Genomic DNA, 14,263 nt, shown 5'->3' on the forward strand with positions numbered 1-14,263 from the left:
CCGGACGAACCGGCCCGACAGGAAGCAGTGAGGCGACATGAGGGAAGCAGTCATCGTTTCGACGGCACGGACGCCGATCGGGAAGGCGTACCGCGGCGCGTTCAACGACACCCAGGCGCAGGAACTTGCCGCCCATGCCCTCTCGCACGCGGTGCGGCGCGCCGGGCTCGAGGGAGGCGAGGTCGAGGATGTGATCCTCGGCTGCGCCATGCAGCAGGGGGCCTCCGGTGGCAACGTCGCCCGCCAGGCCGCTCTCCGTGCCGGACTTCCGGACACCGTGTCGGGGATGACGATCGACCGGCAGTGCTCGTCGGGCCTGATGGCGATTGCGACGGCCGCCAAGCAGATCGTCGGCGACGGAATGCAGGTCGCTGTCGGCGGCGGTGTCGAGTCGATCTCCTTGGTGCAGAACGACCACATGAACACCCACCGCATGGCGGATCCCTGGCTGGTCGAGCACAAGCCGAGTATCTACATGCCGATGTTGCAGACGGCGGAGATCGTCGCCGAACGCTACGGCGTGAGCCGGGAACGCCAGGACGAGTTCGCGCTGGTGTCACAGCAGCGCACCGCGGCGGCGCAGGAGGCCGGGCGGTTCGACCAGGAGATCGTCGCGCTCGACAGCGTCAAGAAGGTCCTGGACAAGCAGTCCGGGGAGGTGCGGGACGAGGCCGTGACCCTGACCCGGGACGAGGGCAACCGCGCGTCGACGACACTCGAGGGCCTGGCCGGGGTGGCGGCGGTACTGCCGGACGGTCAGGTGACCGCGCATTCCAGCGTGACGGCGGGCAACTCCTCACAGATGTCGGACGGGGCTTCGGCGTCGGTGTTGATGGAGTCGAAGGAAGCCGAGCGCCGCGGGCTGGAGCCGCTGGGCGTGTACCGGGGTATGGCCGTTGCCGGTTGCGCGCCGGACGAGATGGGGATCGGTCCGGTGTTCGCCATTCCCAAGCTGCTGAAGCAGCACGACCTCACCATCGACGACATCGGTCTGTGGGAACTCAACGAGGCGTTCGCTTCCCAGGCGCTGTACTGCCGTGACGAACTGAACATCGACCCGGAGCGGTTCAACGTGAATGGCGGCGGAATCTCGGTCGGCCATCCGTACGGAATGACCGGTGCCCGCCTGGTGGGGCACGCCCTGATCGAGGGCAAGCGCCGCGGCGTCCGGTATGTGGTGATCTCGATGTGCGTCGGCGGCGGAATGGGCGCAGCCGGGCTGTTCGAGGTCGTTTGAGGTCCGCGTCCCGGCTGGGCGGCGCAGGCAATGGCCGGCCGGTGGTCGCGGCACCCGTCTCGTCCTCCGAGTCCTCCGCGGTCCCTGCCTCTCCACGAGGCCGGGGCGCGGCCGTCGGGGTCGCGGAGTCGACGAAAAGGGGCCCGCCCGCCCTCATCCTTCCGCGGGCTTCCGCGAGGCCGCGCGATGAGGCCGGCGGGACATGGCTGCCGTTGTATGAGGCCGGTGAAAAGCCGGCCGTGAGAGAGGGTGTGGGTACTGTGTCGAATGTGGTGGAAAAGGCCCGAACCGCGGTTCTCGTGGACTTCGGCGGGGTCATCACCTCCAGTGTGTTGCGGGCTTTCACCGACTTCGGCGCCTCGCTCGGCGGCGACCCGCGCCTGCCGCTGGACCTCCTCAGCCGGGACCAGCCATCACGCACTCTCCTGGCCGACCACGAGTGCGGCCGTATCGACGCCGAAGCCTTCGAGCGAGGATTCGCCGAGCGTCTCCGTGCCCACGGCGCCGACGTACCGGCCGAGGGGCTCACGGCCCGGATGCAAGCGGGAATGTCGATCGACCAGGACGTGCTCGCCCTGCTCGATGATCTCCGCGCCGCCGGGTACCCCGTTGCGCTGGTATCCAATTCGTTCGGCGCTGGAACCTACGACGGCGTCGACCTCGCCGCTGTGGCCGACGCGGTCGTCATCTCCTCCGAGGTCGGGATCCGCAAGCCTTCCCGGCGGATATACGCGATCGCATGTGAACGCCTCGGCGTCGCCCCCGAGGAGGGGGTCATGATCGACGATCTGCAGCAGAACCTCGACGGAGCGGCGCGGATCGGAATCGGGGGCGTGCTGCACACCAGTGCCACCGACACCCGCCGCCAACTCGCCGAACGCTTCAGGATCACCGCCTGACCGATCGACCGGTCGCGGGAGACCGGTCATGCCCCGTCGGCACCGCCCGCGGGCCGAGCGGCAGTGCTCGCGCTTCGCCCTGTGCGGTGCTCATGCCTTCTGCCTCCCCGTACCACCTCTGCCCGCCCAGGCGGCCGGACGAGCTGCTGTACGCGGTTCGCGACGGTGGCATCGCCGTCGTCCACGGCGAGAGGCCTGGGCGATACGCACCTCCGGCCACTTCCCCCGGGCCCAAAGTCTTGAATTCGATGCCGGATTCAATTCTACTGACGGGCGAGGGTGAGACCCGTACCGCATCACCTGCTGACATCCCCGGAAGGCACCGCCCATGGCCAGTGTTTTCGACCCGGTCCGCCGCCACGCGGCCGCAACTCCCGACAACATCGCGCTGCGCGGCGGCGCGGATCAGTGGACCTACCGGCAGCTGTGCGACGCGAGCGTTCGGTATGCGGGTGCCTTGGCCGCCGCGGGCCTGTCGCCCGGGGACCGGGTGCTGCTGGCGGCGCCGTCGGTGCCCGAGTTCGTGGTGGCCTACCTCGGGATCCAGGCCGCGGGCTGTGTCGTGGTGCCGGTCAACACGATGTCCACCCGGGCCGAGGTCGAATACGTCCTCGGCGACGCCGGGTGCTCGTTGGCGATCGCATGGCACGCCCTGGGCCCCGCCGTCGCGGAGGCGGCCGCGACGCTCAAGGTGCCCTCCTGGACGCTGTCCCCCGGCGCGACGGTCACCGATGCCGCCCCCGCCCGCGTCGTCGACCGGGACCGCGACGAGACCGCGGCCATTCTGTACACCTCGGGTACGACAGGGCGGCCGAAGGGTGCCCAGCTCACGGTCGGGAACCTGTTGTCCGCCGGGGAGATCGGCGCCGAGTGCAGCCGCGGATCGAGCGCCGACCGTACCGGCACCGGACTCCCGCTGTTCCACGTGTTCGGCCAGGCGTCGGTCATGATGGCGACCTTGACCGTGGGCGGTTCGATGTCGTTGCTGGCCCGATTCGACCCGGCGTCGATGCTGGAGATGCTGCGCCGCGACCGGCTCACCATCATGGCCGGTGTACCGACCATGTGGAACGCGATGCTGCACGCGGCAGGGGATGCGAACCCGGCGGACTTCGCCGGGCTCCGCGTCGCCGTCTCCGGGGGCGCGTCGCTGCCAGGGGAGATCGCCCGGGCCTTCGAGGCCCGTTTCGGCTGCACCATCCTCGAAGGCTATGGGCTCACCGAGACCACCGCGTTCGGCACCTTCAACGACATCGACCGCGGCGGCAAGACCGGGTACACCGGCCGGGCGGTCCCGCGGCTGCAGGTCCAGGTGCGTGATTTCGACGGCAACGAGTGCCCGCCGGGTACCGCCGGCGAGGTCCACATCAAGGGACCCACGGTGATGCGTGGCTACTGGAACCGCCCCGCGGACACCGCCGCGGCAAACTCGCCCGACGGCTGGTTCCGGACCGGCGACCTGGGTGAAACCGACACGGACGGCGACCTGCGCATCGTCGACCGGATCAAGGACTTGATCATCCGCGGCGGCTACAACGTCTACCCGAGTGAGGTCGAGGAGGTTCTCTACGAGCACCCGGACATCATCGAGGCAGCCGTGATCGGCGTTCCCGACGACCACTACGGCGAGGAGGTCGCAGCGCTCGTCGCCGCCCGGCCCGGTTCGGATCTCGGTGCCGCCGAGGTGTCGAGCTGGACACGAGAGCGGCTGTCCGCCTACAAGGTCCCGCGCATCATCCGGTTCGTCGACGCGCTGCCCAAGGGCCCGAGCGGGAAGATCCTCAAGCGTTCCATCGACCGTACGGAGCTGACCCGCGATCCCGCGCTCGGCGACGTACCCGCCCGCCGGAACTGAACATCCGTCGACGGACGAGACGTGTCCGCCGCACTAGAGAGACGCATGGTGAGTTGCTCATGAGCCTGCCTCCCATCCTGCGGGACCGGCTTCGCCTGCCCGTGGTCGCATCGCCGATGTTCATCGTGTCCAATCCGGAGTTGGTCATCGCCCAGTCGGCCTCCGGCATCGTGGGTTCCTTCCCCGCGCTGAACGCGCGGCCCCAGTCGGCGCTGCGCGCATGGCTGCAGCGCATAACGGAGGAGTTGGCCAAGCACGACGCCGACCGTCCCGAGGCACCGTCCGCGCCGTTCGCGGTCAATCTCATCGTGCACAAGACCAACTCACGCCTGGAGGAGGACCTCGCGACCGTCGTGGAGTTCAAGGTGCCGATCGTCATCACCTCTCTCGGCGCCCGGGCCGATGTCAACGATGCGGTCCACTCCTACGGCGGCATCGTGCTGCACGACGTCATCAGCAACCGGTTCGCGCGCAAGGCGGTGGAGAAGGGCGCGGACGGCCTGATCGCCGTCGCCGCGGGCGCGGGCGGGCATGCCGGCACGCAATCACCCTTCGCGCTCGTCCAGGAGATTCGCGACTGGTTCGACGGCCCCCTTCTGCTGTCGGGCTCCATCGCCCACGGCCGCTCGATCCTCGCCGCGCAGGCCGTCGGCGCGGACCTCGCCTACGTGGGTTCGGCGTTCGTCGCCACCGACGAGGCGAACGCGGAGGACCAGTACAAGCAGATGATCGTGGACTCCACCGCTGCGGACATCGTGTACTCCAACCTGTTCACCGGCGTGCACGGCAACTACCTCCGGGGCAGCATCGAGGCCGCGGGGCTCGATCCGGCCGCACTGCCCGGCTCCGATCCGTCCACCATGGACTTCGGAAACCAGGACATCAAAGGGGCGAAGGCGTGGCGGGACGTCTGGGGCGCCGGTCAAGGCGTCGGCGCGGTCGGGGCGGTACTTCCCGCGGCAGCGGTCGTCGAGCGCCTCGCCGGTGAGTACGCCGAGGCGAAGAGCCGGCTTCAGCGCATGTGACGGTGTGGCAGCCGCCAGCCGCATCCCACCGCTGAGTGCCGCACTCGGCGGGTACGGCCACTCGGTGCGACCGGCGCCGCCCCGCTCGCGGGAACCGGCGCCGCCGTCGCCTCCTCGGCGTCGCGGAACCCGTGGCGCCCGCCAGTGCAACGGCCGCGCGCCGTAGGGCGGTACGCGTCGGTGACCGTCCGCTGTGCGGATGGTCACGGCGCCGCATCCCCATGTGGTCGAGCGCCTGGACTCCGGCCGCTTCGGTCGCTCCACGGACGGGTCGGGAACCGGCTCCGGAATTCCCCCGAGCCCGCGCACCTTGCGCATTTGTGATGCTGGCGTCAGATTCAAGTACACTTCGGGGGATGGACACCACTGCGCCCGAGGACAGCGAGAAGGCACCTCCGATGGCGCCCCTCTCGCCACTTCGCGAGCCGCCGACGACGAAGCGCGGAGCGCGGACACGCGCCGCTTTGGTGAAGGCCGCGCGGAAGGTGTTCGAGCGGGACGGCTACCTCGACACCCGCCTGGCCGACATCACCAAAGAGGCCCGATGCGCGGCGGGATCCTTCTACACCTACTTCGCCAACAAGGAAGAGGTGCTTGCCGCCGTCCTCCTGGAGGCGCAGGAGGACATGCTGCACCCCGGCGTGGGCCGGGTGCAGGGTACCGACGATCCGTATGCGGTACTCGAGGCGAGCAATCGCGCGTATCTCGAGGCGTACAAACGGAACGCGAAGCTGATGGCGCTGCTTGAGCAGGTCGCACAAGTGGAGCCGGAGTTCCGTGAGTTCCGAAGCCGGCGCACGGATACGTTCATCCGCCGCAACGCCCGCGGCATCGCCGACCTGCAGGCGCGGGGTGTCGCAGACGGTGAGGTCGATCCGATGATGGCCTCCCGTGCGCTGTCGGGCATGGTCAGCGTCATGGCCTATAACGCCTTCGCGCTCGGCGAAAGGCAAGCAGAAGGTGCGCCTGTGGACTTCGAGGAGCTCGTGTCCACGGTCACCCGGCTCTGGGCGAACGCCCTGCGCTTCCCCGGCCACCGCTGATCCGCCGTAGCGCCGGCCGGGGCGGAGCCTGCCGCCTACGATCGTTCGACGATCCCGGATCCCGGCGCCCGCATCGGCGACGAGGATCGGCTTGCGCGAGTTCACGCTCGACCACTTGACTCATCACACCCTGGTACCGCCGGGTACCTTCTCTCCTTCCCCCTCCTCCACGGATGTGACGATCGCGCGCAGGCGGATGGGTAAGCCGACCGGTCAGGGGCGGGGAACGGTACCTGGCCGCAGCCGTCGCCGAGGCTCGGGGCGAAGCTGTCGAACGTCAGCAGTTGCGACGACACGGCCGCAGGGCCGGTCCGGGTCAGAGGCGTGGAGCCGGTGCGCGATGACGCCCGTCAGCGGGGCTCGCGGCCGGGCGCTCGTGGCCGAGTGGCCGTCTCTCGCGTCTGGCGAAGGCGTTGACCCGCTTCTGGTTTCCGTAGGACCGAGCCCCTTGCCGATCCGTTCGGTGAGCCGCTCGTACCTCTGGGGGACGGACGGAAGGGCGGCGATGCGACCGTGAAATCTCTGTCCGCAGTTCAGTGGGGCGAGGCGGCCTTCTCGACGTGGCGATGCGCACCAGACGGTTGAACTTGACGTCAGATTCAATTATAAAGGTTGGGCGGGGACCACGGTCACATCTCGGGGCCGTGCCCCGGCACCGCACGCCCCGCCACGGAGAGGGTTCGCTGTGAACGTTGCAGAAAGAGTCGCCATCGTCACCGGTGGCGGTGGCGGCATCGGCGGCGCGCTGGTCGCCCGGCTCGCCCGCGAAGGCGCCCGGGTCGTCGTCGCCGACCTCGACGCGGACACCGCGCGGGCGGTATCGGAGAGAGTCAACGCCGACCATCCGGGCAGCACCGTCAGCGCCGGCGCGGACGCGTCGGACACCGCCCAGATCCAGCAGTTGATCGCCCTGGCGGAGAGCGCGTTCGGTCCGGTCGACCTCTACTTCGCGAACGCGGGCATCGGCGGGGCACCGGGCCTCGACGCGGGCGAGCAGGACTGGGACCTATCCATCGACGTGAACCTGCGAGCCCACATCCGTGCGGCGAGGCTGCTGGTGCCGCGATGGCTCGAGCGCGGCGAGGGCTACTTCGTCAGCACCGCCTCGGCGGCCGGGCTGCTCACCCAGATCGGCTCCGCCACGTATGCCGTCACCAAGCACGCGGCCGTCGGATTCGCCGAATGGCTGAGTGTCACCTACGGCGATCGCGGGGTCCATGTCAGCTGTCTGTGCCCGATGGGGGTGAACACCAGGATGCTGTCCTCCGGGAAGGACTCCGGGGACGTCCTGGGGAGAGCGGCCACGCAGGCCGTCACGTCCGCGGGTGACGTCCTCGAGCCGGCGGAGGTCGCCGACGCCGTCCTCGCCGCGATCGAGGGCGAGCGCTTCCTGATACTGCCGCACACAGACGTTCTGGACATGTACCGGCAGAAGGGCTCGGACTACGACCGGTGGCTGCGCGGGATGCGCCGCTACCAGAGCTCCCTGCTGGCGCAGGCATGACCGGCGCGCCGGGCGAGCTCGTCCTCGCCGAACACCGCGGGCCCGTGCTGGTGCTCACGTTCAACCGGCCCGCCAAGCTGAACGCCTGGACCGACGAACTCGAAGACCGCTACTTCACGCTGCTCGACGCCGCCGAAGACGACCCGGACGTACGCGCCGTCGTGGTCACCGGCGCGGGACGCGGATTCTGCGCCGGCGCCGACCTCCAGCGGTTGCAGGCGGCCGGCGAGGTCTCCGAGGCGGACAGGGCGCGGCGCCGGCCGCGCGACGTGCCGCTGACCCTGCGCAAACCGCTGATCGGAGCGGTGGGCGGGGTGGCCGCGGGCCTGGGCATGGTGGAGGCGCTCTACTGCGACATTCGCTTCGGCTCGCCGTCGGCCCGGTTCACCACGGCATTCGCGCAGCGCGGGCTGATCGCCGAGTACGGGATCTCCTGGCTGTTGCCCCGGCTCGTCGGGCACAGCCGGGCAACGGACCTGTTGCTGTCGAGTCGCATGGTGGACGCCGAGGAGGCACTCCGTATCGGACTCCTCGACCACCTGGTCCCCACCGGCAATGTGGTCGATGCCGCTGTCGCGTACGCGGCTGAGCTCGCGACGCGCTGCTCCCCGGCATCCATGGCCACCATCAAGAGCCAACTGCAGGGCGACGCGGACGGCACCTACGCCGATTCCGTGACCCGGGCGGAAGGCGTCATGCTCCAGGCCTTCCGCGGGGCCGATTTCGTCGAGGGCGTGGCCAGTCACCTCGACAAGCGCCCACCGAGTTTTCCCTCCCTACCCGTCAGGAGTTCAGATGTCCCTGTTTGAGATGTCGGACCGCGCCAGGAAGTACCAGGCGGATCTGCTCGAGTTCATGGATTCGCACATCTACCCCGCTGAGGAGGTGTACCACGAGCAGATGCGTGCGTCGGGTGACCCGCATTTCCACCCGCCGATCATCGAGGAACTCAAGGCGGAGGCGCGCAAGCGCGGACTGTGGAACCTCTTCCACCCGCACGCCGAGTGGGGCCCTGGGCTGACGAACCTCGAGTACGCGCCGCTGGCGGAGATCATGGGGCGCAGTCACATCGCCTCCGAGGCGTGCAACTGCAACGCTCCCGACACCGGCAACATGGAGGTGCTCACGCGGTTCGGCACCGACGAGCACAAGGAGAAGTACCTGGGGCCCCTGCTCGACGGGACGATGGCCTCGGCCTTCGCGATGACCGAGCCGCGTGTCGCCAGTTCCGACGCCACCAATATTGAGTTGCGGATGGAGCGCGACGGTGACGAGTACGTGCTCAACGGCCGTAAGTGGTTCGCGTCCAATGCCCTGCACCGCAATTGCAAGGTGCTCATCGTCATGGGGAAGACCGATCCCACCGCTGACCCGCACCGGCAGCAGTCGATGATGGTCGTCCCGATCGACGCCCCCGGGATCACGGTGATGCGCGGGCTGCCGGTGTTCGGCTACCAGGACCGTGAGGGGCACGCCGAAATCGATTTCACCGACGTCCGGGTGCCGGTCAAGGACGTACTCAAGGGCGAGGGTGAGGGTTTCGCGATCAGCCAGGCCCGGCTCGGGCCCGGTCGTATCCACCACTGCATGCGGGCGATCGGCGCGGCCGAGCGGGCGCTGGAGCTGATGTGTCGGCGTGCGCAGTCACGGGTGACGTTCGGTCGTCCGGTTGCCGACCGGTCCAATGTCCAGGACTGGATCGCGGAAGCGCGTATCGATATCGAGATGATCCGCCTGCTCACGCTCAAGGCCGCGTATCTGATGGACACGGTCGGGAACAAGGAAGCGCGCACCGAGATCGCGGCCATCAAGGTGGCCGCCCCGAACATCGCGTTGAAGATCGTCGACCGCGCGATCCAGGTGCACGGGGGAGCAGGAGTGACCGATGACTTCCCGCTGGCGATGATGTACGCGCAACTGCGGACGTTGCGGCTGGCGGACGGTCCTGACGAGGTCCACAAGCGGGCCATCGCCAAACAGGAACTGCGGCAGTACCGCGACGCCGCCACGGCAGCGGTGGGTTGAGATGGCAGGACTCGATCTCACCGGTCGCACCGCCGTCGTCACCGGCGCCTCGCGCGGTATCGGGCTGGCGATCGCCCAGGCCATCGCCGCCGCCGGCGGAAACGTCGTCCTCACCTCCCGGTCCCAGGAGGCGGCGGACGCCGCCGCGGCCCAGGTCAGGGGAACAGCGGTCGGCGTCGGTGCGCACGCGGTCGACGAAGAGGCGGCCCAGCGCTGTGTGGATCTGACGCTCGAGCGCTTCGGAAGCCTGGACATCCTCGTCAACAACGCGGGGACCAACCCGGCCTTCGGGCCGGTCATCGACCAGGACCACGGTCGGTTCGCCAAGACCTTCGACGTGAACCTGTGGGCTCCCGTCCTGTGGACGGGTCTGGCCATGCGGGCCTGGATGGGCGAGCATGGCGGGGCGGTCGTCAACACCGCTTCGGTCGGCGGCATGGGCTTCGAGGCGAACATCGGGTTGTACAACGCGTCGAAGGCCGCACTCATCCATCTCACGAAGCAATTGGCCCTGGAACTCTCGCCAATGGTTCGCGTCAACTCCGTGGCACCGGGTGTGGTGCGCACGAAGCTGGCGGAGGCTCTGTGGAAGGAGCACGAGCAGGCCGTGTCTGCCTCGACAGCGCTTGGGCGCATAGGGGAGCCTGCCGACATCGCCTCGGCGGTCGCCTTTCTCGTCTCGGACGCCGCGAGTTGGATCACCGGCGAGACCATGGTGATCGACGGCGGGCAGTTGCTCGGTGACGCGCTCCCGTTCAGGCAAGGAGCCGGCATCGGTGTCTAGCGCGGACATCGTCGGAATCGACGCCGGGGCGGTGAGCCGCTGGTTCGAGACCCTCGGCGTCGACTTCGCCGGGCCGTTGACTTTCGACCGGATCGGGCTCGGCCAGTCGAACCTGACCTACCTGGTATCGGACCAGGACGGCGGCAGGTGGGTGCTGCGGCGCCCACCGCTGGGTCGCCTGTTGGCGTCGGCGCACGACGTGGCCCGCGAGGCGCGGATTCTGACCGCGCTGGAGGGCACCGCCGTCCCGACCCCGCGGGTGCTCGGGCTGACCGATGATCCTGCCGTGACCGACCTCCCGCTGCTGCTCATGGAGTTCGTGGACGGCCAAGTCGTCGACAGGATGTCGATCGCGCAGTCGTTGACGCCCGAGCGCCGCCGGGCGATCGGAATGTCGTTGCCGCGGACGCTGGCGAAGATCCACGCGGTCGATCTCGAGGCGACCGGGCTGACCGGTCTGGCCAGCCACAAGCCGTATGCGCAGCGTCAGCTCAAGCGGTGGTCGGGCCAGTGGGAGAGGTCCAGGACCCGCGAGTTGCCCGCCCTCGAGGACCTCACCCGGCGCCTTGTCGCGGCCGTCCCGGAGCAGCGCGAACTGACGCTCGTACACGGCGACTTCCATCTGCGCAACGTCATCACCTCCTACGACAGCGGGGAGGTGACCGCGGCGCTCGACTGGGAGCTGTCGACGCTGGGGGATCCGTTGGCGGACATGGGCAGCCTGCTGGCGTACTGGCCGGAACCGGGGGAGGAGGAGACCGGGGGCGATTTCGCCGCCTCCGTCCTCGAAGGCTTCCCGGACCGTGCCCGGCTCACTGAGGTGTACCTGACCGAAACAGGCCGGGACCCGGCGGCACTGCAATTCTGGCACGTGCTGGGCCTGTGGAAGGTGGCTGTGATTGCCGAGGGCGTGATGAGGCGAGCGATCGATGAACCCAAGAACAAGAGCGCGACAGGCACGCCCACCGTGGAACGTATCGATGCGCTCGTGGACAAGGCATGTCGAATCGCTCGCGAAGCCGGGATCTGAGAAGTATTCAGCGAAGGCGATCGCGATGGGCGCCGTGCGGGGAATCAGATGTTTCCCGGCGGACGGCGCTGTCGGAGCTGCTGAACAGGCACAACGCCAAGATGAAGGAGACCACCGCCCGGACCGGCGACAGCCGGCGCCGACGCTCGCCGCAGCCGGTCGACTCCACGACCTCGTCCGCCGGCCCAGGGCTGATCTCCTCGGTCAACACGCCGAGCCGGACATGCTCTACCGAAACGCCGTTCCGGCGGCACCATCAGCCCGTTCAACGGGACATGACTGTCCTCCGCGATGGCAGACGGCGGGCGGGCGATGGCACACTGAGCGGCCAACGGAGTTCCCTCGCGGACAGCCGGATCTTGGTCGATCTTCTGTCCTACCGGGAATTCCGTTGTTGCGTCCCAGCCTCCGTCGACACGTCACCAGAACCTGCTGCTGGACGGAGAGTTGGCCATCCCGAGCCGAAGAAGCCCCGTTACGGGCTGCTGCACGCAGCAGCCCGCATCACCCGCGGCGGCCGCCGCCTCCACCTGGCCCTGGCGGCATGAGCTGACGAACGCTTTCGTCTGCCTCGCGGCTTTGCCGAGGCCGACCCGCTGTCAGTTCCCTCGAGTTTGCCGCCACTGCCCGTGAGTGCCCGTTCGTTCTGGCACGGATTTGGCACGTTCGACCGGTGTGTGTCACGGCACTGGGGCCAGTTCGGGAACGTGCGGTCTGATCAATCGTTCCCCACGACGTAACCACCCGTGACGTGGAGCGCTGTTGGAGGTAATGTGCGTCGTACACTTTTCGGCCAGCTGGCCGATATGTATCCAGGGAACGTGATGCAGGAACCTTCGATGTTGCCCGCTCATGCCCACCAGGAGCCGATGTCAGTCGGCTCCCAAGCGTGGCATGTCCCGGACGATCTGGGCGGTCGTGGCAAGGCGGCTGAGCGCCACATGGTGCTACTCGCGGTGTTGCCTGCCGGGTTGGTCGCGATCACGGGAGCCGCAGCCGCTGCTCTCCTGTTCACCGCGGGTGTGGGCCACGTCGACAAGGGCGCCTTCTGGGGGCTGCTCACGGGCGCGCTGCTGCTCATCTGCGGGATCCTCACGGGCGCGGGGTACTTCGCCTCAGCGAAGGCGCGGTCCGTCGAGCGCCGCTATACCGAGCTGAGCTGCTTCGCAGCACGCGGCCAGGCCGAACTGGCGAAGTTGCGGCAGCAGACAGAGCGTGGCCAGCAGCTGATAGAGCGTCAGCGGAATCAGCAGAACCGATTCCCCGGGGCGACGGGGGATGCGCTGGACCGGCTCGGGCACGAGGTCGCATCCGCCCAGCGCGCTGCCGAGGCGACTGTGGCGGAGACCGCGGCAGGGGCGCGCGGCGGCGTGCAGTTCGAGGTCTTCGCCAATCTGGCCCGAAGGCTGGAGTCCCTGGTGCACCGCGAGATCGGGCTGCTGGACGACCTGGAGAACGAGGTCGAGAACCCGGACTTGCTCAAGGGCCTGTTCCATGTGGATCACCTGGCTACCCGTATCCGGCGATACGCCGAGAATCTCGCCGTGCTCGGCGGCGCCGTCTCCCACCGCCAGTGGACCCGACCGGTCAGCATGAGCGATGTGCTGCGTTCCGCGGCTGCCGAGATCGAGCAGTATTCGCGGGTCAAGATGGTGCCTCCGGTAGACGGCACGGTGAGCGGGCACGCGGTCGTCGACGTGGTCCACCTGCTGGCGGAGCTGGTGGAGAACGCCACGGTGTTCTCCCCTCCCCAGACCCAGGTGCTGCTGCGTGCCGAGCACGTCACCGCCGGGCTGGCGGTCCAGGTCGAGGACCGTGGTCTGGGCATGACGTCCACTGAGCGGAACCAGCTGAATTCCCTGCTCGCTTCCCCTGACGGGATCGCTTTGGGCGAGCAGCTCCAGGACGGTCGGATCGGCCTGTTCGTGGTCTCCGCGCTTGCCCGGCGGCACGGTATCGCCGTACAACTTCAGAGCAATATCTACGGCGGTACGGAGGCGGTGGTGGTGCTGCCGCATGAGCTGTTGGGCCGGCGTCCGGATGTGGCGGAACCACAGCAACAACCGTCGGGCGTCGCTCCCCCCGCCCCTCATGGACACCCCGACGAATCGGCGGAGCAGACGCGTGCGCGGGACACGCCCATCGCTCGAGGCGCGGAACCCGCACCGGTGGCCGAACCGCCAATCGCCCCCGTCGCGGCCCCCACGCCGGGAGAGGATCGCCCCCTGCTGCCGAAGCGCCGCCGTCAGGAACACCTCTCCCCGGAATTGCGGCAACCCCCTCACGCTGCCGTGGCGTCGAAGGATGTCGAGCACGATGCCGGCCTGATGGCCGCATTCCAGACCGGCATCCGCCTGGCCGAAGAAGCCAAGGAAACGGAGACCTCCCCGTCCCGTGGCGAACATACGCGGCCAGACCCGGCCCCCTAGCAGTTTCACGTCATTGAGGAGAAGTACACGATCGTGGTGAGCGAAGATCTTTCTTGGCTGTTGAGCGGCCTTGTGCAGCGCGTACCGCATACGCGGAGCGGACTGCTGTTGTCCTCGGACGGTCTGGTGATGGCCTCGGACGGACTGGACAAAGACGCAGCGGATCATCTGGCGGCCCTCTCCAGCGGGCTGTACTCGCTGGCCCGCAGCGCAGGCAAGCGATTCGACGACGGCGGTGATGTGCAGCAGATCGTGACCCAACTCAGCAGCTCGCTCCTCTTCGTCTCCGCGGCCGGGCAGGGTGCCCTGTTGGCAGTGCTCGCCGGGCGCGAGGCGGATGTGTCGGTGCTGGGCTACGAGATGACGATGATGGTCAAGAGCGTCCGCCCGCACCTGGGGGCCGCTCCCCGTCAGTCGGTGGGGCAGTGACAG

The 14,263-nt window shown here is 68.7% G+C and carries 13 protein-coding genes; 12 read left to right on the forward strand and 1 reads right to left on the reverse strand.

The features are described from left to right. The first annotated feature begins 37 nt into the window (after nucleotides 1–37). The 10 genes from ABZW18_RS18695 to ABZW18_RS18740 all read left to right on the forward strand — a co-directional run bounded on the left by ABZW18_RS18695 (nucleotide 38) and on the right by ABZW18_RS18740 (nucleotide 11,402). Entirely contained in the window at nucleotides 38–1,237 is a 1,200-nt protein-coding gene (locus ABZW18_RS18695; protein ID WP_356188637.1) for an acetyl-CoA C-acyltransferase, read from the forward strand. 260 nt (nucleotides 1,238–1,497) lie between these two features. After that, nucleotides 1,498–2,136: an HAD family phosphatase gene (locus ABZW18_RS18700; RefSeq protein ID WP_356188639.1), complete on the forward strand. Its 639-nt coding sequence runs from the start codon at nucleotides 1,498–1,500 to the stop codon at nucleotides 2,134–2,136. Nucleotides 2,137–2,464: 328 nt separating this feature from the next. Further along, nucleotides 2,465–3,991: an AMP-binding protein gene (locus ABZW18_RS18705; protein WP_356188641.1), complete on the forward strand. Its 1,527-nt coding sequence runs from the start codon at nucleotides 2,465–2,467 to the stop codon at nucleotides 3,989–3,991. A gap of 59 nt (nucleotides 3,992–4,050) precedes the next feature. After that, nucleotides 4,051–5,016, forward strand: a complete 966-nt coding sequence (locus ABZW18_RS18710) for a nitronate monooxygenase family protein (RefSeq protein WP_356188643.1) — start codon at nucleotides 4,051–4,053, stop codon at nucleotides 5,014–5,016. Between the two features lie 356 nt (nucleotides 5,017–5,372). Continuing rightward, nucleotides 5,373–6,059 (forward strand): TetR/AcrR family transcriptional regulator, encoded by a 687-nt coding sequence (locus ABZW18_RS18715; RefSeq protein ID WP_356188645.1) that lies wholly within the window; start codon nucleotides 5,373–5,375, stop codon nucleotides 6,057–6,059. Between the two features lie 685 nt (nucleotides 6,060–6,744). Continuing rightward, entirely contained in the window at nucleotides 6,745–7,563 is an 819-nt protein-coding gene (locus ABZW18_RS18720; protein WP_356188647.1) for an SDR family oxidoreductase, read from the forward strand. Next, nucleotides 7,560–8,372 carry an enoyl-CoA hydratase-related protein gene (locus ABZW18_RS18725; RefSeq protein WP_356188649.1) on the forward strand — a complete coding sequence of 271 codons (813 nt, stop codon included), beginning with the start codon at nucleotides 7,560–7,562 and terminating at the stop codon, nucleotides 8,370–8,372. Before ABZW18_RS18720 ends, ABZW18_RS18725 begins: the two co-directional genes overlap by 4 nt. After that, nucleotides 8,359–9,588: an acyl-CoA dehydrogenase family protein gene (locus ABZW18_RS18730; protein ID WP_356188651.1), complete on the forward strand. Its 1,230-nt coding sequence runs from the start codon at nucleotides 8,359–8,361 to the stop codon at nucleotides 9,586–9,588. The genes ABZW18_RS18725 and ABZW18_RS18730 overlap by 14 nt, the downstream gene beginning before the upstream one ends. Before the next feature lies 1 nt (nucleotide 9,589). Beyond that, nucleotides 9,590–10,372, forward strand: a complete 783-nt coding sequence (locus ABZW18_RS18735) for an SDR family oxidoreductase (protein ID WP_356188653.1) — start codon at nucleotides 9,590–9,592, stop codon at nucleotides 10,370–10,372. Beyond that, a complete protein-coding gene (locus tag ABZW18_RS18740) occupies nucleotides 10,365–11,402 on the forward strand; it encodes a phosphotransferase family protein (RefSeq protein WP_356188655.1) in 1,038 nt (345 codons plus the stop codon). The genes ABZW18_RS18735 and ABZW18_RS18740 overlap by 8 nt, the downstream gene beginning before the upstream one ends. 7 nt (nucleotides 11,403–11,409) lie before the next feature. Here the strand turns inward: ABZW18_RS18740 and ABZW18_RS18745 are convergent, their stop codons facing one another. Then, entirely contained in the window at nucleotides 11,410–11,613 is a 204-nt protein-coding gene (locus ABZW18_RS18745) for a transposase domain-containing protein (RefSeq protein ID WP_356188657.1), read from the reverse strand. A gap of 658 nt (nucleotides 11,614–12,271) precedes the next feature. Here ABZW18_RS18745 and ABZW18_RS18750 point away from each other — a divergent pair. Together ABZW18_RS18750 and ABZW18_RS18755 are read left to right on the forward strand one after the other, a co-directional pair. Beyond that, nucleotides 12,272–13,831 carry an ATP-binding protein gene (locus ABZW18_RS18750; RefSeq protein WP_356188659.1) on the forward strand — a complete coding sequence of 520 codons (1,560 nt, stop codon included), beginning with the start codon at nucleotides 12,272–12,274 and terminating at the stop codon, nucleotides 13,829–13,831. Nucleotides 13,832–13,864: 33 nt separating this feature from the next. Further along, nucleotides 13,865–14,260 carry a roadblock/LC7 domain-containing protein gene (locus ABZW18_RS18755; protein WP_356188661.1) on the forward strand — a complete coding sequence of 132 codons (396 nt, stop codon included), beginning with the start codon at nucleotides 13,865–13,867 and terminating at the stop codon, nucleotides 14,258–14,260. Nucleotides 14,261–14,263 lie beyond the last annotated feature (3 nt).

Origin of the sequence: Streptomyces sp. NPDC004647 (assembly GCF_040609575.1) — a bacterium.
Taxonomy (GTDB): domain Bacteria; phylum Actinomycetota; class Actinomycetes; order Streptomycetales; family Streptomycetaceae; genus Streptomyces.

What these genes read in the sequence shown, in the direction of transcription:
- ABZW18_RS18750 (WP_356188659.1), top strand. Translation starts at nt 12,272, where the DNA reads ATGTCAGTCGGCTCCCAAGCGTGGCATGTCCCGGACGATCTGGGCGGT.
- ABZW18_RS18695 (WP_356188637.1), top strand. Translation starts at nt 38, where the DNA reads ATGAGGGAAGCAGTCATCGTTTCGACGGCACGGACGCCGATCGGGAAG.
- ABZW18_RS18710 (WP_356188643.1), top strand. Translation starts at nt 4,051, where the DNA reads ATGAGCCTGCCTCCCATCCTGCGGGACCGGCTTCGCCTGCCCGTGGTC.
- ABZW18_RS18725 (WP_356188649.1), top strand. Translation starts at nt 7,560, where the DNA reads ATGACCGGCGCGCCGGGCGAGCTCGTCCTCGCCGAACACCGCGGGCCC.
- ABZW18_RS18715 (WP_356188645.1), top strand. Translation starts at nt 5,373, where the DNA reads ATGGACACCACTGCGCCCGAGGACAGCGAGAAGGCACCTCCGATGGCG.
- ABZW18_RS18735 (WP_356188653.1), top strand. Translation starts at nt 9,590, where the DNA reads ATGGCAGGACTCGATCTCACCGGTCGCACCGCCGTCGTCACCGGCGCC.
- ABZW18_RS18705 (WP_356188641.1), top strand. Translation starts at nt 2,465, where the DNA reads ATGGCCAGTGTTTTCGACCCGGTCCGCCGCCACGCGGCCGCAACTCCC.
- ABZW18_RS18730 (WP_356188651.1), top strand. Translation starts at nt 8,359, where the DNA reads ATGTCCCTGTTTGAGATGTCGGACCGCGCCAGGAAGTACCAGGCGGAT.